Raw genomic sequence first — 19,501 nt, 5'->3', positions numbered from 1 at the left:
CCCCGGGACCGTTGTCGGTGTCGCCCTTTACGCTCAGGTCAGCCAGATCTGCGCGCGCTGACAGGTGCGCCCAGCACGTTCCCCACCAGGTACCAGGAGCAGCCATGTACGCCCCGGGTCATCCACCGACGCCGACGCCGATGCCGCCGCGTCGGATGCCCAGCAGGGCCTGGATCGTCTCGATGCGTGTGCTGTTCGTCGTGATCACGGTGGGCTCGATCGGTCTGCTGCTGTGGGCCCCGCTCCTGCGCCTCGCGATCGTGCGCCGCAGGACGAGCGACTGGTGGCTGACCGGGGCCGGCTTCGTGCTCATCTGTGTCCTCGTGCCGACCATCGGCAGGGACGGCGAGAACGCCGAGGCCAATGGCATCGACTTCGTCCTCATACCTCTGCTGTTCCTGGCGATGCTGGGTGCCTGCGCCTACTACCTGACAGCGGACATCCGCCACTACGAGCAGCTCGCGAGGCAGCAGTTCACCGGCGGCTACGTGCCGCCGGTGCAGGGGTACGGGTATCCGACGGTGCCCGTGCAGCCGCCGCTGGCCGTGCAGCCGCAGCAGTATCCGCAGCCCCAGCCGCCCCGGTACCAGCCGGGGACCCCGCCGCAGCCCGCACAGCCCAGCACGCCGCCCCGGCCGCAGCACGCGGCGGTACCCACCCCGCCGCACCGTATCGACCAGGTCCGCGCCGAGCTCGACGAGCTGAGCGACTACCTTCGCAAGGAGGAGGGCCGTTGAGCGGCCGCGTCATCGCAGGGCGGTACGAACTGGCGACGATCCTCGGCCAGGGCGGCATGGGCCAGGTCTGGACGGCGTACGACCAGCGCCTCGACCGCCGGGTCGCGGTGAAGCTGCTCCGGCCCGACAAGGTCGCCGGTCCCGCCGGCAGCGACGCCGTCGACGAGCTGCGGCGCCGGTTCGTGCGCGAGTGCCGGGTCACCGCCCAGGTCGACCATCCTGGCCTGGTCACCGTCCATGACGCCGGCAATGACGGCGACGACCTGTTCCTCGTCATGCAGTACGTCGAGGGCTCCGACCTCGCCGACCATCTTGCCGAGCACGACCCTTACCCCTGGCAGTGGTCCGTCGCCGTGGCCGCCCAGCTCTGCGCCGCGCTCTCCGCCGTGCACGCCGTGCCGATCGTCCACCGCGACCTCAAGCCCCGCAATCTGATGGTGCGCCCGGACGGCACGGTCACCGTCCTGGACCTGGGCGTCGCCTCCGTCCTGGACAACGACACGACGCGCCTCACCCACACCGGCACCCCGATCGGCTCCCCTGCCTACATGGCGCCCGAGCAGGCGATGGGCGGCGCCGTCGGCCCGTACACCGATCTGTACGCGCTCGGGGTGCTCCTCCACGAACTGCTCAGCGGGGACGTGCCGTTCTCCGGATCCACGGCCCTCGGCGTGCTGCACCGCCACCTCTACGAGCCTCCGCTGCCGGTCCGTCAGATCCGGCCCGAGATCCCCGAGCCCCTCGAGGCGCTGGTGCTGCGGCTGCTCGCCAAGGACCCGCAGCACCGCCCGGCGAGCGCCCAGGAGGTGTACGAGCACCTCACCCCGCTCCTCCCGTCGCGCTCCACCGGGCTGCCGTCCGGCCCGCTCGACCCGACGCGCCCCTTCCTGCGGCCGCACGCGCCGTGGCCCGACCGCGTCACCACCCCGCCCGCCGCGCAGCCCGCGCCGATGCCCGCCCGGCCGGATGTCGCGGCCGCCGTCGACGAGGTGAAGCAGCTGCTCGGGCAGGGCCGGATCACCCAGGCCGTGGACATCCTCGGCGGCATCCTTCCGGCCGCCGCCGAGCAGCACGGCGAGGGCTCACCGGTGGTCCGCATCCTGCGCAAGCAGTACGCGGCGACGCTCATGGACGACGGGCAGTACCGCCGCGCCCTGCCCGAACTGCGGCGTCTCGCCGACGACCGGGCGGCGGAGTCCGGCCCGGCCGACACGCAGACGCTGCAGTACCGCTACGACGCGGCGCAGTGCCTGGAACAGCTGGGCGAACCGGCGGCCGCACTCGCGGAGTACCGCGCGGTCCTGCCGTACTACGAGAACCAGTACGCGACCGGCAACGACCCGGCCCGCTCCTTCGAGATCCGCCGGCGCATCGGCTATCTGCTGCTCGCGGTCGGCGACCACGCGGCGGCGCGCGGGCAGCTCCAGGCGCTGCTGTACGACACCGAGCGGATGTACGGGCCGCACCACCCGCTGCCGGTGGAGCTGCGCCGCCAGCTCGACCGCCAGGTGCGGGTCCGCGGGGGCTGAGCGGACGCGCGGCTGCCGCCGCGATCACATCCGGGCCGGCGTGTCGGTGCCCGGCCGGTCGGAGGAGGCGCCACCGGCTCACCTCGTTCATCACGTACGGCAGACGCCCTGCCGCTGCCGCTCAAGCCGCCGGGCCCACCGTCGACATGCCTGCCTGACATCCGGACCCGCCGGCACCAGGAACACCGGTCGGCGTCCCGGCGGAGGCGCCGGCACCGGCCTCACCTCACTCGCATGCACCGGCGGTGGTCCGTCAGTCCGGACCCGCCAGCACCAGCTCCCGTCGCCTGGAGCGCCGGCGCAGCAGTGCTCCGCGCACTCCCATCCCGATCAGGACGAGCAGCCCGCCCGCCGCGGCCGCCGATCCCGCCCGCAGGCCGGGCGGCCGGAACGTGCAGTCGACGGTGGTCGTGTGGGCGGGGACCGGGACCGCGACCAGGCCCAGATACGAGTCGGCGGGGTGTCCCTGGCAGCTCCAGCCCGCGATCCGGGGTGCGGCGAGCACGACGGTTCCGTGGCTGCCGGGCGGCAGTTCGGCCCGTATGCCGTCGTCGGTGACGTGGACGGATGTCGCTCCTGTGCGCTGCAGCCCGGTCACGGCCTTCGCCAGCCGGCCCCGGTCCAGGCAGCCGAGGGACTCGTGCGGCACGGTTCCCGTGTGGGCGGACGTCAGAGTGATGACGACCGGAACGCTCCCGGCCGCGGCCTGCCCGTCGCCGCCCGCCACGCGCCCCAGCGATTCCATGGCCGCGCGCCGGGACGGCAACAGCCCGCGGATCTCGGTCTCCTGTGCGTCCGGCCGATCGCCCAGCCGGGCCGAGCCGAACAGTCCGGGCGCCCACAGGAACGCCTCGCTGCCCGCCGGACAGAGGGCGGTCAGCTGGTAGGTGCCGTGCCCCACCATGTAGGTGTACGGGTCCGCCTCCTTGACCGGTCCCCCGCTCATCCTCCGGAGCGTCTGCTGCGGCACCGTATAGACCTGCGAGCCCAGCAGCGCCTCCTGATTGCGGTACGGCGACCGGCCGAACGACGGTGCCGTGCCCGGCTGCCGCACGGTCACCAGGGGCGGGACCTCCTGCCGGGTCACCGTCACCGGCCGTTCGTCCGGCGGCATGTTCGTCTGCTGGTGCGGGTCGCGTGGCCCGTACACCCGCGCGCCGACCGAGAAGATCGCGTCGGTGACGGGGTTGTTCAGGCTGTGCATGGCCCGGCCGTTGGACGTCCAGCCGGCGCCGAGAGCGGCGAACGTGCGGGTCAGCACGTCCGGTGTGAGGCTGCTGTAGTACGCGGCGCCCTGACCGCCCACGAGCAGCGGATCGTTGGAGGTGCTCAGCTCCCCGCCGGGGTCGGTCCGGTATGCGGGCCAGCCGTCCGCGCCGGCCACTGCGGCGGCCTCCACGCTCTGCCGCTCGCCCCACGGCGCGTAGTCGTCGAGGTTCGCCACGCGCTGACGGTCGGCGAACGCGGTGGTCGCCGCCGCCTGCCCCACCAGCGCTCCGGCCAGCAGCACGGCGGCGACCGGCGCCCAGCGGCCCCGGCCGGGCAGAGCCAGCGCCGCGGCCGTCGCCACCAGACCGGCCGCGAACAACAGGTACGCCCAGTTCGTGATCTCGACCTTGTCGCTGAAGGTCGCTCCCGCTGCGACCAGCGCCAGCACCCCGCACCCGGCGATCAGGGCGCGGCGTCCGGGCCGTCCGTACGAGAGGGAGATCCAGGCGGCCATCACGACCAGACCGGCGAACACGAACGTCTGCCGGTACGGACTGCCGTTGGGCGTCGCGAACGCGTGCCAGAGCAGATGGGTCGGCCTCCACTGCAGGGACAGGCCGACCAACGCCACCAGCCCCACCCACGCCCACCGTTCGCGCCCCGGCACCCGCCGGTGGAAGACGAGGGCGCAGGCCGGGAGCAGCGCGACCGTGGCCAGGAAGAGGGCGGGGGTGAAGAAGCTGTACGTGGTGGGGAGCAGCCGGGCGAACACATCGGGCCAGGGCGCGGGCCGGAAGGTGCGGACCCAGCCGGGGTAGGCGTGTTTCGTGCCCAGGTAGACGGGAAGCAGGACGGGCGCCGCGAGAGCGACCCCCAGCAGCACGGTCCCGACCGCGCGCGCCAGCCCCCGTACCGCCGCCCTGCCCTTGTCGCCCTCCGTCAGCAGACGCACCACCAGCACCAGAGCGGCCCCCAGGGTCGCCATGTACGCCGTATAGAAGTTGGCGGTCCACACCATCGCGACGAGCAGCGGCGCCACCACCCGGTGGCGCCCGGTCCGGGCCCACTCAGCGGCCAGGCAGAGCAGCGGCAGGGCGATCAGCCCGTCCAGCCACATCGGGTTGTACGACGCCTCGATGACCGACCAGCCGCACAACGCGTACGCGGCGCCCAGCACCCCGGCCACCCACCGGCGACCGCTCCGCAGCACCGGCAGCAGCCACGCCATGGCCGCCGCGGCCGCCGCCATCTTCAGCACCGTCACCACATACACCGCAAGGTCGATGCGGTCGCGCGGGAACACCCCCACGAGCAGTGCGAACGGGCTGGTCAGATAGGTGCCGAGGTCCGGCAGGAAGCTGGTCCCGTACCCGGACGACCAGTTCAGGAGCACCCCGCCGTCGCCGCGCCCGTGCAGCAGGTCCCAGAGCCGGGCGTGGAACGGCACGAACTGGTTGCCGAGGTCATTGACGCTGCGGGTGCGCGGCCCGAACGGAAAGGTGCGGGCCACGGCGTCGCCCGCGCACACGGCGGCCGTGGTGATCAGTGCGGCGAGCGCGGGTGCGGCCGTACGGGAGCGAAGGGTCGGCATGCGGACGAATATCGCATTCTCGAAAGCAATGCTCAGCGTCGAATTGGTCGTTTAATCATTCAATTCATGTGATGGTCGCTCGTTGTCCATCTGCAACCCTCCGGACCGGCCCCGTTGCCGGGGTGGGATACCCATGTGCTGATCTCGCTGGTAGTGCCCTGTTTCAACGAGGAGGAGATCCTCGAACGCTTCCATGAGCGCGTCACGGACGAAATGACGCGCCTGGGACATGACTTCCGGCTCGTCTACGTCGACGACGGCAGTGCCGACCGCACGCTTGCGATCCTGGAGGAACTCGCGGCCGTCGACCCGCGGACCCGGTACCTCTCCTTCAGCCGCAACTTCGGCAAGGAGGCCGCCATGCTCGCCGGTCTCCAGCACGCCGAGGGCGACGCGGTCGTCATCATGGACGCCGACCTCCAGCACCCGCCCGAGCTCATCGGACGCATGCTGGCGGAACACGCCCAAGGCTACGACCAGGTGATCGCCCGCCGCACCCGCAAGGGCGACCGCGTCACCCGCACCCTCAGCGCCCGCGCCTACTACTGGATGATCAACCGCTTGGTGGACGTGGAGCTGGTCGACGGTGTCGGCGACTTCCGGCTGCTGTCCCGGCGTACCGTCGACGCCGTCCTCGAACTCACCGAGTACAACCGGTTCTCCAAGGGCCTGTTCGCCTGGGTCGGATTCCGGACGACGACCTTCGGCTACGAGAACGCGGTCCGTGAGCAGGGCCGCTCCGCCTGGACCTTCGGGAAGCTTCTCAACTACGGGCTGGACGGGCTGCTCTCCTTCAACAACAAGCCGCTGCGCGCCGCCCTGTACCTGGGGATGGCGCTGATGTCCCTCGCCTTCGCCTACGCCGCCTGGATCGTCGGCGTCGCCCTGGTGCGAGGCGTGGACACCCCCGGCTATGTCACGCTGATCGTCGTGCTCACGGCGCTCGCCGGTGTGCAGATGGTGATGGTGGGCGTGGTCGGCGAGTACGTGGGCCGTATCTATTACGAGGTGAAGCGGCGCCCGCACTTCCTGGTGAAGGCGTCCAATACCGGCGTACCGAATCAGCAGAGGACCCGGGAGCTCGCACGCCGATGAAGGTCACGGTTCAGATGGCGCGCTTCGCCCTCGTCGGCGTCGTCAACACCGGTACGTACTACGGCTGCTACCTGGCTCTGCTGACCGTGCTGCCGTACCTGGCCGCGCATGTGATCGCGTTCGTGTCCAGCATGATCGGGTCGTTTCTGCTGAACTCGTACTTCACCTACCGGATACGTCCCACCTGGCGGAAATTCCTGCTCTTCCCGCTCACCAACGCCGCCAATTTCGTGATCACGACCGGTGGCGTCTGGCTGCTGGTGGACCGGGCGGGGTTCAGCAGCCGCTACGCGCCGCTGGTCGCGGCGCTGGCGGCCATCCCGATCACCTTCGTGGTCTCGCGCGCGATCATGCTGCGGCCGGACACGCGGCAGGACGCGAGGCCGAAAGCGGTCGAACAGGTGCGCTGAGTGCACCGGATCGGGCCCACATCCCCAACTCCTCCCGAATCGTTGGTCGAACCAGTGGCCCGGATCACGCCCACTGCCTAACATCGATCATCGCAAGGCCTTGTGCACCGCCGCACAATCTCTCCCCGGGAGGCTCCTTTGCACCGCCGCCGTCGCACCGCGCTCGTCGTCTCCGCTGCCACGCTCATCGCGGCGCCGCTGCTCTCCGCCTGCGGCAGCCAGGCCCACCCAGGTGCCGCAGCCGTGGTCGGCGGCGACCGGATCGAGGTGTCCACCGTGCAGGCGCAGGTGGCGGACGTACGCACCGCGCAGGGCGACTCCGACGATTCGGTCCAGCTGATCAGCAAGTCCGGGCAGCTCGGCCGGGCCAAGCTGCACGGACTGATCTTCGACCGGATCCTGGATAAGGCCTCGGCGGACGCGGGCGTGACGGTCAGCCGCAAGGAGATCCAGGAGATGCGGCAGGCACAGGCCGCGCAGAGCGGTGGAGAGAAGGCGTGGCAGCAGCAGCTGCTCACGGCGAGCTGGCTGGCCCCCAACCAGATCGACGCCGCTCTGCGGGAGCAGATCCAGGTGCAGAAGCTGGCCGACTCGCTCGGCGCCGACCTGCAGACCCCCGACGGAGTGGCGGCCATCAGCAAGGCGCTCACCGCTGCGTCGACGTCGCTGCACATCGACGTCAACCCGCGCTTCGGCACCTGGAACAACAAGCAGACCCAGCTCGCCGACTTCAAGGCCCCGTGGATCACCCAGGTCACCAAGCCCGCCCAGCAGGAGACCGCCGCCGGCGCGTAGGTAGGTTGGTGGGGTGAACGCTGAAGATCCCGGTCGTATCGTCCTGCTCACCGCCAGCCACCGGGTCGCGCCCGGACTGCTGTCCTGGCCGGCCTGGCAGACGCTGCACGCCGCCGACCGGGTGCTCTGCGCCGAGCCGGACCACCCCCAGCTGCCCTATCTGCGCGAGGCGGGTGTCCCGGTCGCGCACGCCGCGCCCACCGCGCAGGAGCTCGTCGACGCCTGCGCGGGCGGCCGGACCGTCGTGGTCCTGACCGGCGGCGAGGGCAACCAGCCGCTGACCGACGGTCTGGCCCGGCTGGCCGGCTCGGGCCGGGTCCGGATGCCGAACCTGGAGCTGCTGCCCGGCTCCTACGACCTGCCGGGCGCCCGGCTCCTCGATCTGGTCCAGGTCATGGACCGGATCAGGGCCGAGTGCCCCTGGACGTCGCAGCAGACCCACCAGGGGCTCGCGAAGTACGCCATCGAGGAGGCGTACGAACTGGTCGAGGCGATCGAGGACGGCGACCGCGACGAGCTGCGCGAGGAACTCGGGGACGTACTGCTCCAGGTCGTCTTCCACGCCAGGATCGCGGAGGAAGGCCGCCCCGAGGACGGAGCCGAGCCGTTCTCCGTGGACGACGTCGCGGCCACCCTCGTCGAGAAGCTGATCCACCGCCATCCGCATGTCTTCGGCGACGAGACCGCCGAGACCCCGGAGGACGTGCACGCGCACTGGCTGCGCACCAAGGCCATCGAGAAGCAGCGCGCATCGGTCACCGAAGGCGTGCCGCTCGGCCAGCCCGGTCTGGCGCTGGCGGCGAAGCTGGCCGGGCGGGTGCGTACCGCGGGACTCGATGTGGCGCTCCCGGCGGGCGACGGCATCGGGTACGAGCTCCTCGCCCTCGCCGTACGCGCGGAACGGGACGGCACCGACCCCGAGGCCGCCCTGCGCGCAGCGGGCCGTGCCTACCGGGACGCGATTCTTGCCGCGGAGGCCAACGGATAACGTCAGGGGGTGAACGACAGCCCCGCAGACCGGTCCACCGGCAGCTCCGCAGACAGCCCCGCCGAGCGGTCTCCCGGCAACGCCGCCGGCTGCCCTGCCGATCGCCCCGCCGACGCCCCTCCCGGTGCGCCCGAACTCTTCACATGGGAGTTCGCCACCGATCCGTACCCGGCCTACGCCTGGCTGCGCGAGCACAGCCCTGTGCACCGCACCGCGCTGCCCAGCGGGGTCGAGGCGTGGCTCGTGACGCGGTACGCGGACGCCCGGCAGGCCCTCGCCGACACCCGGCTCTCCAAGAACCCGGCGCACCACGCCGAGCCGGCACACGCCAAGGGGAAGACCGGCATCCCGGGCGAGCGCAAGGCGGAGCTGATGACACATCTGCTGAACATCGATCCGCCCGACCACACCCGGCTGCGCCGCCTGGTCTCGAAGGCGTTCACACCCCGCCGCGTCGCGGAGTTCGCGCCGCGTGTGCAGGAGCTGACGGACCGCCTCATCGACAACTTCATCGAGGAGGGGAGCGCGGACCTCATCCACGACTTCGCGTTCCCGCTCCCGATCTACGCGATCTGCGATCTGTTGGGCGTGCCGCGCGAGGACCAGGACGACTTCCGGGACTGGGCGGGCATGATGATCCGCCACGGCGGCGGGCCGCGCGGCGGTGTGGCCCGGTCGGTGAAGAAGATGCGCGGCTATCTCGCCGAACTGATCCACCGCAAAAGGGAGAACCCCGGCGACGATCTGATCTCGGGGCTGATCCGGGCCAGCGACCACGGCGAGCACCTCACCGAGAACGAGGCCGCCGCCATGGCCTTCATCCTCCTCTTCGCGGGCTTCGAGACGACGGTCAACCTCATCGGCAACGGGGTGTACGCGCTGCTGCGCAACCCCGGGCAGCGGGAGCGGCTGCAGCGCTCGCTGGACGCCGGGGAGACGGGGCTGCTGGAGACGGGCATCGAGGAACTGCTGCGCTACGACGGTCCGGTGGAGCTGGCGACCTGGCGGTTCGCCACCGAACCGCTCACGCTCGGCGGGCAGCGGATCGCGACGGGCGACCCCGTACTGGTGGTGCTCGCCGCCGCCGACCGGGACCCGGAACGGTTCGCGGACCCCGACACGCTCGATCTCGCACGGCGTGACAATCAGCACCTCGGTTACGGGCACGGCATTCACTACTGTCTGGGGGCGCCGCTCGCCCGGCTGGAGGGCCAGGCGGCCCTCGCCACTCTGTTGAGACGCCTGCCTGACCTGCGGCTCGCAGGGGAACCTACCGATTTGCGCTGGCGCGGTGGGCTCATCATGCGCGGACTGCGCACTCTTCCCGTGGAGTTCGAACCCGGACATCGCTCCGACGAAGGTGACTCACTGTCAACTCCGTGACTTTTACGTGATCTGTGCTGCATCGACTTGTGACAAGCGTTCGACTGCGGCTACGTTCACCGTTCGACGCACCCGTCACTTTGTCAGTCACACGGAAGGCACTCCCATGGGCTCCGCGAACGGCAGGCACCGTCGCCCTCGTCAGGCACCCGCCATCGTCGTCGCCGCAGGCGTGACCGGCTCGGCCATCGCCATCCCGCTGCTCGGCACGGCCGGCGCGCACGCGGCCGACGCCACGACCTGGGACCGGGTCGCCGAGTGCGAGAGCGGCGGCATGTGGAGTGCCGACCTCGGCAACGGCTTCTACGGCGGTCTCCAGTTCTCGCAGGACGCCTGGAAGTCGTACGGAGGCGAGGCGTACGCCCCCCGTGCCGACCTCGCCAGCCGCTCGCAGCAGATAGCGATCGCCGAGAAGGTCCTGGACGACCAGGGGCCGACGGCATGGCCCAGCTGTGCGGTGATCTCCGGCCTCACGCTGGACGGGGCACTGCCGGGCGTCGACCCGGGCACCGTGCCGTCGGCCGAACCGGCCGAGGGCGCGCAGGCGTCCGACGAGGCGAGCGTGTCGGACGGCGCGAAGTCGTCCACCAAGGCGTCGGAGAAAGCCTCGAAGAAGTCGTCGGGCGAGACATCGGACAGGAAGTCGAGCGAACCGACGTCCGATACGTCTGATTCATCCAATTACTCCGAATCGCCCGACTCCGTTGATTCCTCGGACTCTTCCGGCAGTGAGGCGGGCGGCAAGCACCGCGGCGCGCCGGCCTCCGAACTGGGCCAGGACGCGGGGGCGGACAACGGCCGGGAATCGGGCCGCCATGCTTCCCGCGGGGACGGCGAGGGGCGTGACGCGGGTGCCCCGGCGGCCGACGGCTCCTACGAGGTCCGGCCCGGCGACAACTTGTGGGCGATTGCTGATGCACATCACGTCCCCGGCGGGTGGCCCGCACTCTATGAGGTGAACAAGGATGCCGTCGGCGCCGACCCGAACCTCATTCTCCCTGGCCAGAGCCTCGCTCTCGATGTGAAGGCGAACTGAGACCAGTCTGATCAACAGCTAAAAATGCCCCAAAAATAGGGGTAGTTCAGAGGCCTATGTCCGCTTATGCGTAAGTGAGACATGGGTCTCTTTGCGTCAACTGGCGTGTCGCGCCTGCGGAGTCCGTCCGCATCACCCCCGACCTGCGAAAACGTTGACGAGCCGGATGCAAGTAAGGACTGATTGTCCGGTATGTCCATCTTTGAATATGGGGGTTGGCTATGTTTACGGTCGGAACTGCTCGCACCGCGGGCCCCGTCGATCGTCACGCCGAATCCTGCCGTCGGTCGAAGGGAACAGACGCGTAAAGCGCCGTAGGCAGGAGCGGGGGACCCAGGTAAGCCGCCGGGGCCGATGGTCGAAACACCGTCAGCACCGGCTCGGGGTGAAGTCGCGCGCCAGGACGTGCGACCGGGCAACTCACTAGGCCCGAACCCGACAGCTCACCTCGTAGGCGTCGGTGAGGAGATTCCATGCTGCTGAACAGCAAGGGCAAGCACCGTCGCCCGTCCAAGGCCGTCCGTGTCGCCACGCTCGCGGGTGTTGCCGGTGCCGCCATCGCCGTTCCCCTGATGGGTGCGACCAACGCCTCCGCCGCGTCCGTCGCCACGTGGGACGCCGTCGCCCAGTGCGAGTCCGGTGGCAACTGGTCCATCAACACCGGCAACGGCTACTACGGCGGCCTGCAGTTCTCGCAGTCCAGCTGGGCCGCCGCCGGCGGTACGAAGTACGCCCCGCGGGCCGACCTGGCCACCAAGGCCCAGCAGATCGCCACCGCCGAGGTGCTCCTCGACATGCAGGGCCCGGGCGCCTGGTCCTGTGCGGGTGCGGGCAACCTCACCAACGACGGTGTCGACCCGGGTGTCGACACCGGCGCGACGCAGACCACCCCGGCCGCGCAGCCGAAGCCGGCCGCGCCGAAGCCCGCCGAGCACACCGAGGCCCCCGCCGCCTCCCGCTCGGACCGCGGCGCCGCGGCCAAGAAGACCGTCACCACGCCGACCGGCGAGAAGGTCGCGAAGGGCGACGGTGAGTACACCGTCAAGTCCGGCGACTCGCTCAGCGAGATCGCCGCGACGCACAAGGTCAAGGGCGGCTGGCAGCAGCTGTTCAAGCTCAACAAGAACATCGTCGAGGACGCCGACCTGATCTACCCGGGTCAGCAGCTCCACCTGACGAAGTAGGACCCTGCAGAAGAGGGCTCTCCTCTCCCTGAGCACCCCGACCCGGCGCGGATTCCCCCGTACGCGCCAGGTCGGGGTTTCTGCGCTCTTCGTTCACCTGTTGTAGTTACCGACCAGTAGATTTCTTGATCTTTGTCCGCCTATGGCTGCCCTTGGGTCCTTTTTCGTCCCAGGAGGCGGGCGGTCGCCGAACGCAGCGGGCCGGGCCGGTTAGGCTCTTGTCGCAAGGCCAAAGCGACCCTGCACAAACAGCGTCATATCTCAGAAGGAGATGCCTCGTGCCGTCCATCGACGTCGTCGTAGCCCGGGAAATCCTCGACTCCCGCGGAAACCCCACGGTCGAGGTCGAGGTCGGCCTCGACGACGGCAGCACGGGCCGTGCTGCCGTTCCGTCCGGCGCCTCCACCGGTGCGTTCGAGGCCATTGAGCTTCGCGACGGTGACCCCAACCGCTACCAGGGCAAGGGCGTCGAGAAGGCCGTCCTCGCCGTGATCGAGCAGATCGGCCCGGAGCTCGTCGGCTACGACGCGACCGAGCAGCGGCTGATCGACCAGGCCATGTTCGACCTGGACGCCACCGAGAACAAGGGCTCGCTCGGCGCCAACGCGATCCTCGGCGTCTCGCTGGCCGTCGCGCACGCCGCCTCCGAGGCCTCGGACCTGCCGCTGTTCCGCTACCTCGGTGGCCCGAACGCGCACCTGCTGCCCGTCCCGATGATGAACATCCTCAACGGTGGGTCGCACGCCGACTCCAACGTGGACATCCAGGAGTTCATGATCGCCCCGATCGGTGCGGAGTCCTTCTCCGAGGCCCTGCGCTGGGGCGCCGAGGTCTACCACACGCTGAAGAAGGTCCTGAAGACCAAGGGCCTGTCGACCGGTCTCGGCGACGAGGGCGGCTTCGCGCCGAACCTGGAGTCGAACCGCGCCGCCCTGGACCTCATCGTCGAGGCCATCAAGGAGGCCGGTTACGTCCCGGGCCGCGACATCGCGCTCGCGCTCGACGTCGCCGCGTCCGAGTTCTACAAGGACGGCTCGTACGAGTTCGAGGGCAAGTCCCGCTCGGCCGCCGAGATGACCGAGTACTACGAGGAGCTCGTCTCCGCGTACCCGCTGGTCTCCATCGAGGACCCGCTGTACGAGGACGACTGGGCCGGCTGGAAGGTCATCACCGACAAGCTCGGCTCCAAGGTGCAGATCGTCGGCGACGACCTCTTCGTCACCAACCCGGAGCGTCTGGCCCGTGGCATCGAGGAGGGCTCCGCCAACGCCCTGCTGGTCAAGGTCAACCAGATCGGTTCGCTGACCGAGACCCTGGACGCCGTCGAGCTGGCCCAGCGCAACGGCTTCAAGTGCATGATGTCCCACCGCTCCGGCGAGACCGAGGACGTCACCATCGCCGACCTCGCGGTCGCGGTGAACTGCGGTCAGATCAAGACCGGCGCCCCGGCCCGCTCGGACCGTGTCGCCAAGTACAACCAGCTGCTGCGCATCGAGGAGATCCTCGACGACGCGGCGGTCTACGCGGGCCGCTCCGCGTTCCCGCGGTTTCGCTCTGCGAACTAGTCGGGCACAGCGCCCCGCGAACTGGTCAGGCACAGCGCCCTGCGAGCTGATGCAGTACGGCGCTCCGTGAACTGACCGGCGCAGCAAGGGCTGATCGCAGGCCGCAGGCCCGTCACGGGTCAAAGGCCCCGGCCTCCGACCGTCCCCGCACTCGGTCCCGTACCGTGTGCGGGGACGGACGTGCGTAATGGGGAGGCGGAGACATGGCCGCGAAGGACCGGGACCGGTTCTCCACCGCGACCCGGCTGCGGCTGCTCGGAGAGCAGACCGCCGCCCGCGTCTACCGGTCCCAGAACCGCCGTCAGGCGCGTCGCTCCCGGCTCACCGGGCGGGCCGCGTTCCTTGCGCTGGTCGTCTGTTCGCTGGTGGTGGCGCTCGCGTACCCGATGCGGCAGTACGTGTCGCAGCGCGACGAGATCGCCGACCAGGAGCGGCTGGCGCGGGAGGCGCAGGCGCGCACCGAGGAGCTGCGCGACGAGAAGGCGCGCCTCCAGGACGACGCGTACATCCGGCGGCTGGCGCGGGAGCACCTGCATTACGTCCTTCCCGGGGAGACCGGTTACACGGTGGTCGACCCGGACGCGGCCAAGGCGCGCAGCGGCGGGTCGCAGGAGACCGACCGGCCGTGGCACTCCAACCTGTGGGACGGCGTGGACTCCGCCGACCGGAACTGACCGCTCCTCCGACCGCTCTTTCGCCCCTTTCATTCCGCTGCGGAACCGCAGCTCAGCATCTCGAGTAGAACCAAGGCAGGCATGGAAACGCCCCCTCCCCAGACCGAATCCACCGCGCCCACCGAGGCGGACATCGCCGCGTTCCGGCAGCAGCTCGGCCGCCCGCCGCGCGGGCTGCGCGCGATCGCGCACCGCTGCCCGTGCGGCAACCCGGACGTGGTCGAGACGCAGCCCCGGCTGGAGGACGGTACGCCGTTCCCGACGACGTACTACCTGACGTGCCCGCGCGCGGCCTCCGCGATCGGCACGCTGGAGGCCAACGGCGTCATGAAGGAGATGACGGAGCGTCTGGCCACCGACCCGGAGCTCGCGGCGGCGTACCGCAACGCGCACGAGGACTACATCGCCCGGCGCGACGCCATCGAGGTGCTGGAGGGCTTCCCGAGCGCGGGTGGCATGCCGGACCGGGTGAAGTGCCTGCATGTGCTGGTGGGGCACTCGCTGGCGGCGGGGCCGGGGGTCAATCCGCTGGGGGACGAGGCGATCGCGATGCTGCCGGAGTGGTGGCGCAAGGGCCCGTGCGTGACGCCGTGCGGACCCGCGGACGAGTCCGGCACGTCGAGCCCGTCCGGCGACTGAGGATCAGGGTCCGGGGCGGAGCCCCGGGCACACGACAGGAGAACCCATGACCCGCGTTGCCGCCATCGACTGCGGAACCAACTCCATCCGCCTGCTCGTCGCCGATGCCGACCCCGCCACGGGTGAGCTCGTCGAGCTCGACCGCCGGATGGAGATCGTCCGGCTCGGGCAGGGGGTGGACCGCACCGGCCGGCTCGCTCCCGACGCGCTGGAGCGGACCTTCGCCGCCTGCCGCCGGTACGCGGCCGTCATCAAGGAGCATGGCGCCGAGAGGCTGCGCTTCGTCGCCACCTCCGCCTCCCGCGATGCGGAGAACAGGGACGAGTTCGTCCGTGGCGTGCTGGACATCCTCGGCGTGGAGCCCGAGGTGATCAGCGGCGACCAGGAGGCGCAGTTCTCCTTCGACGGCGCCACCAAGGAGCTCGAGGGCAGCGACCATCTCGCGAAGCCGTATCTGGTGGTCGACATCGGCGGCGGCTCCACCGAGTTCGTCGTCGGCGACGACCGGGTCCTGGCCGCACGGTCCGTGGACATCGGCTGCGTACGGATGACGGAGCGTCACCTCGTGCACGACGGTGTCGTCACCGATCCGCCCACGCCGGGTCAGATCGCGGCGATCCGTGCGGACATCGACGCCGCCCTGGATCTCGCCGAGGAGACCGTCCCGCTGACCGAGGCCGCCACGCTCGTCGGCCTCGCCGGGACCGTCACCACCGTGGCCGCGATCGCGCTGGGACTGCAGGAGTACGACTCGGAGGCGATCCACCACTCACGGCTCTCCTTCGAGCAGGTCCAGGAGATCACCGGACGGCTGGTCACCTCGACCCACGCCGAGCGCGCCGCGATCCCGGCGATGCACCCGGGACGGGTCGATGTCATCACCTCCGGAGCGCTCGTCCTGCTGGCCGTGATGGAGCGGACCGGGGCCCGCGAAGTCGTCGTCAGCGAGCACGACATCCTGGACGGAATCGGCTGGTCCGTCGCCTGAGGGCTGTCCCGTCGTCCCTGGCGGGTGCACGACGACAGCCGTGGCACCCCGCTGCGTCGCCGGAACGCCCGGATATGCCCCGTATGAGGACGCTCCTCGGCCTTGTGATGCCCCATGTCCGATGCCGCGCGCTGATCCACCGGGGATGACGGGACGGCCCTTGGCGAGGGGTGCGGCGGGGTGCGGGGAGCGCGGTCGCCGATCCGCTCATACGCACTCCCGCCTGCCCCTTTGAGGCATCTTCGGCTCCTCGCGGGCCCTTCCCGGCCCCCTTGCGAAGACACGCCGCGACGAAGTTCGTGAACTTCTTCACAAGGAATTCGGCGCTCCGGAGCACACTTCTGCTCCGTACGGGCCTCCATGGCCGTCTGCGGGCGCGTTTGCCGCGTGCACGGCAGGGTTCCGGGGAGGGTGCGAGAGGGTGGGGAGGAGCGGGTGGTCCACTCCGCCGTTGGGCTCAACAGCCTGCTCACAAGCGGTGAACAACGTTCGCCGCGGCACGGTGGTTCCCTCGTGCCGTCATGACCTCGGTCACGTGGGCGGCGAAGTGTAGCAGAGGGTGGGGGAGACCTTGTGAAGGGGCTCACGAGCGTGCCCTCCGAGGGGGGTGGATACTCGATGGCATGAGCACCACGGAGCGTCCCAGGATCCTCGTAGTAGGCGGTGGGTACGTAGGCCTGTACGCAGCTCGGCGCATTCTCAAGAAGATGCGCTACGGCGAGGCGACCGTCACGGTCGTCGACCCGCGGTCGTACATGACCTACCAGCCCTTCCTCCCCGAAGCCGCCGCCGGCAGCATCTCCCCCCGGCACGTCGTCGTCCCGCTGCGACGCGTGCTGCCCAAGGCGGAGGTTCTCACCGGCCGGGTCACCACCATCGACCAGGACCGCAAGGTCGCCACGATCGCGCCGCTCGTCGGCGAGGCGTACGAGCTGCCTTTCGACTACCTGGTGATCGCGCTCGGCGCCGTCTCCCGCACCTTCCCGATCCCCGGCCTCGCCGAACAGGGCATCGGCATGAAGGGCATCGAGGAGGCCATCGGCCTGCGCAACCACGTCCTCGAGCAGCTGGACAAGGCCGACTCGACGACCGATGAGGACGTCCGCCGCAGGGCGTTGACGTTCGTCTTCGTGGGCGGCGGCTTCGCCGGCGCGGAGACCATCGGCGAGGTCGAGGACATGGCCCGCGACGCGGCGAAGTACTACACGAACGTGAAGCGCGAGGACATGCGCTTCATCCTCGTCGACGCCGCCGACAAGATCCTTCCCGAGGTCGGCCCGAAGCTGGGCACCTGGGGCCGGGAGCACCTGGAGTCCCGTGGCGTCGAGGTCTTCCTCTCGACCTCCATGGACTCCTGCGTCGACGGTCATGTCGTCCTGAAGAACGGCCTCGAGGTCGACTCCAACACCATCGTGTGGACGGCCGGCGTGAAGCCGAACCCGGCGCTGGCCCGCTTCGGCCTGCCGCTCGGCCCGCGCGGTCACGTGGACACCTCCGAGAAGCTCCAGGTGCAGGGCACCGACTACATCTGGGCCGCGGGCGACAACGCCCAGGTTCCGGACATGGTCGGCCGCAAGGCCGGCAACCCGAACGCCTGGTGCCCGCCCAACGCCCAGCACGCGCTGCGTCAGGCGAAGGTCCTCGGCGACAACGTCATCTCCGGGATGCGCGGCTTCCCGCAGAAGGACTACAGCCACGCCAACAAGGGTGCGGTCGCCGGTCTCGGCCTGCACAAGGGCGTCGCGATGGTCGTCATGGGCAAGGTGAAGATCAAGCTCAAGGGCCGTCTCGCCTGGTACATGCACCGTGGCTACCACGGCCTGGCGATGCCGACCTGGAACCGCAAGATCCGGATCTTCGCCGACTGGACGCTCGCGATGTTCCTCAAGCGCGAGGTCGTCTCGCTCGGTGCCATGGAGACGCCGCGCGAGGAGTTCTACGAGGCCGCCAAGCCGGCCCCGGCTCCGGTCGTCGCCAAGGCCGAGGGCGAGAAGGCCAAGGCCTCCTAGTCCGCCCGCGGATGCTCGCATCCGCGCAGCATGTGCACAACGCCCGAAGGGGCCGTCCGCCATCCGTGGTGCGGACGGCCCCTTCGCCGTATCCGGAGCGCCGGCTCCGGGCCCTTCGTCCGGAGCGTCCCGGCCCGCAGGCCGGGACCCGGAAACTCTGTGTGGCGTACAGGTATTTTGCCGATCCGTTGCGCCACTGCGGGATGGCGCGGGCGCCGGAGGGCGTTGACGGGGATGTACCTCGTCGTGGCGCCACGGGTGCAGGGCGTGGTGCACGGCATGTTTGGGCATATTGGGGCACGTTGGGAAACACCATCACGGAGGTGTACGCCATGGCAGACGCCGCCTTGCGGCTGACCGCTCTCGCCGAGGAACTGCTGGGAGAACCCGTACCGGTCCGGATCCGGGCCTGGGACGGCAGCGAATCCGGGCCGCCCGGCGCCCCCGTACTCGTCGTCCGCAGCCGCCGTGCGGTGCGCCGGCTGCTGTGGAAGCCGGGCGAACTGGGCCTGGCCCGCGCCTGGGTGGCCGGCGAACTCGACATCGAGGGCGACCTGTACGAGACCCTGGACCTGATGGCCGGGCTGCTCTGGGAACGCGGGGCGGACGCGAAGGACGCCGTCCACCCGATCCGGGATCCGAAAGTGCGGGCCGCCGCCCGCGGCCTGCTCCAACTGGCCGGGCCCTGGCCGCCGCCGCCCCCGCCCGCCGAGGAGGTCCGCCGCCGCACCGGCCCCCTCCACACCAGGCGCCGCGACAAGGAGGCCATCAGCCACCACTACGACGTGGGCAACGACTTCTACGAACTGGTCCTCGGGCCGTCCATGGTCTACTCCTGCGCCTACTGGGAGGACGACGGGAGCCTGGAGGACGCCCAGCGCGACAAGCTCGACCTGGTCTGCCGCAAGCTCGCCCTCAAGGAGGGCGACCGTCTCCTCGACGTCGGCTGCGGCTGGGGCTCCATGGCCATCCACGCGGCCCGCGAGTACGGCGCCCAGGTCACCGGAGTGACCCTCTCCGCCGAACAGGCCGCGTACGCCCGCAAGCGCATCGCCGAGGAGGGGCTGACGGACCGGATCGAGATCCGGGTCCAGGACTACCGGGACGTCAGGGACGGTCCGTACGACGCCATCTCGTCGATCGGCATGGCCGAGCACGTCGGCTCTGTCCGCTACCGCGAATACGCCGACGACCTCTACGCGCTGCTGAAGCCCGGCGGCCGGCTGCTCAACCACCAGATCGCCCGCCGCCCCGAGAGGGACGAGTCCGCGTACCACGTGGACGAGTTCATCGACGCGTACGTCTTCCCCGACGGCGAACTCGCCCCGGTGGGCCGGACCGTCGCGACCCTGGAGGAAGCCGGCTTCGAGGCCCGGGACGTCGAGTCGATCCGTGAGCACTACGCACTGACCCTGCGCCGCTGGGTCGCCAACCTGGAGCAGCACTGGGACCGCGCGGTCGCCCTGACCTCGCCCGGCCGGGCCAGGGTCTGGCGCCTGTACATGGCGGCCTCCGCCCTCTCCTTCGAGCACAACAAGATCGGCGTCAACCAGATCCTCGCGGTGCGTCCGGCGAAGGGCGGTTCCTCCCGCATGCCGCTGCGCGCCCGCGACTGGAGGGCGTCCGCGGACGGCTGACACATCTGCCCGCGGAAGAGGGCCGGTACCCG

Annotated in this window: 16 protein-coding genes and 1 riboswitch; of the genes, 15 read left to right on the top strand and 1 reads right to left on the bottom strand. The window is 70.4% G+C overall.

Annotated features, from left to right (window positions below; translation table 11 throughout):
• Window positions 1-104 precede the first annotated feature (104 nt).
• Window positions 105-737, top strand: a complete 633-nt coding sequence (locus LRD69_RS12200) for a hypothetical protein (protein WP_277326597.1) — start codon at window positions 105-107, stop codon at window positions 735-737.
• Window positions 734-2,266, top strand: a complete 1,533-nt coding sequence (locus tag LRD69_RS12195; protein WP_277326596.1) for a serine/threonine-protein kinase — start codon at window positions 734-736, stop codon at window positions 2,264-2,266. Before LRD69_RS12200 ends, LRD69_RS12195 begins: the two co-directional genes overlap by 4 nt.
• Window positions 2,267-2,519: 253 nt before the next feature.
• Here LRD69_RS12195 and LRD69_RS12190 read toward each other — a convergent pair whose 3' ends face one another.
• Complete coding sequence (locus LRD69_RS12190; protein ID WP_277326595.1) at window positions 2,520-5,066, bottom strand: YfhO family protein; 2,547 nt, start codon at window positions 5,064-5,066, stop codon at window positions 2,520-2,522.
• 135 nt (window positions 5,067-5,201) lie between these two features.
• Here LRD69_RS12190 and LRD69_RS12185 point away from each other — a divergent pair, with 135 nt between their 5' ends.
• The 13 genes from LRD69_RS12185 (at window position 5,202) to LRD69_RS12125 (ending at window position 19,469) form a co-directional block, all read left to right on the top strand.
• Window positions 5,202-6,161 (top strand): glycosyltransferase family 2 protein, encoded by a 960-nt coding sequence (locus tag LRD69_RS12185; RefSeq protein ID WP_277326594.1) that lies wholly within the window; start codon window positions 5,202-5,204, stop codon window positions 6,159-6,161.
• Complete coding sequence (locus LRD69_RS12180) at window positions 6,158-6,571, top strand: GtrA family protein (RefSeq protein WP_277326593.1); 414 nt, start codon at window positions 6,158-6,160, stop codon at window positions 6,569-6,571. The genes LRD69_RS12185 and LRD69_RS12180 overlap by 4 nt, the downstream gene beginning before the upstream one ends.
• Before the next feature lie 138 nt (window positions 6,572-6,709).
• On the top strand, window positions 6,710-7,366 hold the full coding sequence (locus LRD69_RS12175; RefSeq protein WP_277326592.1) for a SurA N-terminal domain-containing protein: 657 nt from the start codon (window positions 6,710-6,712) through the stop codon (window positions 7,364-7,366).
• A gap of 13 nt (window positions 7,367-7,379) precedes the next feature.
• Window positions 7,380-8,354: a nucleoside triphosphate pyrophosphohydrolase gene (locus LRD69_RS12170; protein ID WP_277326591.1), complete on the top strand. Its 975-nt coding sequence runs from the start codon at window positions 7,380-7,382 to the stop codon at window positions 8,352-8,354.
• A gap of 9 nt (window positions 8,355-8,363) precedes the next feature.
• Complete coding sequence (locus LRD69_RS12165; protein WP_277326590.1) at window positions 8,364-9,737, top strand: cytochrome P450; 1,374 nt, start codon at window positions 8,364-8,366, stop codon at window positions 9,735-9,737.
• Window positions 9,738-9,843: 106 nt separating this feature from the next.
• Window positions 9,844-10,773, top strand: a complete 930-nt coding sequence (locus tag LRD69_RS12160; RefSeq protein ID WP_277326589.1) for a transglycosylase family protein — start codon at window positions 9,844-9,846, stop codon at window positions 10,771-10,773.
• A gap of 300 nt (window positions 10,774-11,073) precedes the next feature.
• Window positions 11,074-11,245: riboswitch (cyclic di-AMP (ydaO/yuaA leader) on the top strand.
• 1 nt (window position 11,246) lies between these two features.
• Window positions 11,247-11,957 carry a transglycosylase family protein gene (locus LRD69_RS12155; protein WP_277326588.1) on the top strand — a complete coding sequence of 237 codons (711 nt, stop codon included), beginning with the start codon at window positions 11,247-11,249 and terminating at the stop codon, window positions 11,955-11,957.
• 278 nt (window positions 11,958-12,235) lie between these two features.
• The gene (gene eno, locus LRD69_RS12150) at window positions 12,236-13,522 is read left to right on the top strand and encodes a phosphopyruvate hydratase (RefSeq protein ID WP_277326587.1); all 1,287 of its coding nucleotides are present in this window, start codon (window positions 12,236-12,238) and stop codon (window positions 13,520-13,522) included.
• A 203-nt stretch (window positions 13,523-13,725) separates the two neighbouring features.
• Complete coding sequence (locus LRD69_RS12145; RefSeq protein ID WP_277326586.1) at window positions 13,726-14,196, top strand: septum formation initiator family protein; 471 nt, start codon at window positions 13,726-13,728, stop codon at window positions 14,194-14,196.
• Between the two features lie 81 nt (window positions 14,197-14,277).
• Window positions 14,278-14,835: a DUF501 domain-containing protein gene (locus tag LRD69_RS12140; protein ID WP_277326585.1), complete on the top strand. Its 558-nt coding sequence runs from the start codon at window positions 14,278-14,280 to the stop codon at window positions 14,833-14,835.
• A 46-nt stretch (window positions 14,836-14,881) separates the two neighbouring features.
• Entirely contained in the window at window positions 14,882-15,823 is a 942-nt protein-coding gene (locus LRD69_RS12135; RefSeq protein ID WP_277326584.1) for a Ppx/GppA phosphatase family protein, read from the top strand.
• Between the two features lie 623 nt (window positions 15,824-16,446).
• Window positions 16,447-17,832 (top strand): NAD(P)/FAD-dependent oxidoreductase, encoded by a 1,386-nt coding sequence (locus tag LRD69_RS12130; RefSeq protein ID WP_277326583.1) that lies wholly within the window; start codon window positions 16,447-16,449, stop codon window positions 17,830-17,832.
• A gap of 332 nt (window positions 17,833-18,164) precedes the next feature.
• Window positions 18,165-19,469 carry a cyclopropane-fatty-acyl-phospholipid synthase family protein gene (locus LRD69_RS12125; RefSeq protein WP_277326581.1) on the top strand — a complete coding sequence of 435 codons (1,305 nt, stop codon included), beginning with the start codon at window positions 18,165-18,167 and terminating at the stop codon, window positions 19,467-19,469.
• Window positions 19,470-19,501 lie beyond the last annotated feature (32 nt).

This window comes from Streptomyces sp. JH14 (assembly GCF_029428675.1).
Taxonomy (GTDB): Bacteria; Actinomycetota; Actinomycetes; order Streptomycetales; family Streptomycetaceae; genus Streptomyces.
The sequence above is the reverse complement of the archived record's forward strand: the minus strand, read 5'-3'. Positions and strand labels throughout refer to the sequence as shown.

What these genes read in the sequence shown, in the direction of transcription:
- LRD69_RS12140 (WP_277326585.1), top strand. Translation starts at nt 14,278, where the DNA reads ATGGAAACGCCCCCTCCCCAGACCGAATCCACCGCGCCCACCGAGGCG.
- LRD69_RS12125 (WP_277326581.1), top strand. Translation starts at nt 18,165, where the DNA reads ATGGCAGACGCCGCCTTGCGGCTGACCGCTCTCGCCGAGGAACTGCTG.
- LRD69_RS12155 (WP_277326588.1), top strand. Translation starts at nt 11,247, where the DNA reads ATGCTGCTGAACAGCAAGGGCAAGCACCGTCGCCCGTCCAAGGCCGTC.
- LRD69_RS12190 (WP_277326595.1), bottom strand. Translation starts at nt 5,066, where the DNA reads ATGCCGACCCTTCGCTCCCGTACGGCCGCACCCGCGCTCGCCGCACTG.
- LRD69_RS12180 (WP_277326593.1), top strand. Translation starts at nt 6,158, where the DNA reads ATGAAGGTCACGGTTCAGATGGCGCGCTTCGCCCTCGTCGGCGTCGTC.
- LRD69_RS12145 (WP_277326586.1), top strand. Translation starts at nt 13,726, where the DNA reads ATGGCCGCGAAGGACCGGGACCGGTTCTCCACCGCGACCCGGCTGCGG.
- LRD69_RS12160 (WP_277326589.1), top strand. Translation starts at nt 9,844, where the DNA reads ATGGGCTCCGCGAACGGCAGGCACCGTCGCCCTCGTCAGGCACCCGCC.
- LRD69_RS12200 (WP_277326597.1), top strand. Translation starts at nt 105, where the DNA reads ATGTACGCCCCGGGTCATCCACCGACGCCGACGCCGATGCCGCCGCGT.
- LRD69_RS12130 (WP_277326583.1), top strand. Translation starts at nt 16,447, where the DNA reads ATGAGCACCACGGAGCGTCCCAGGATCCTCGTAGTAGGCGGTGGGTAC.
- LRD69_RS12135 (WP_277326584.1), top strand. Translation starts at nt 14,882, where the DNA reads ATGACCCGCGTTGCCGCCATCGACTGCGGAACCAACTCCATCCGCCTG.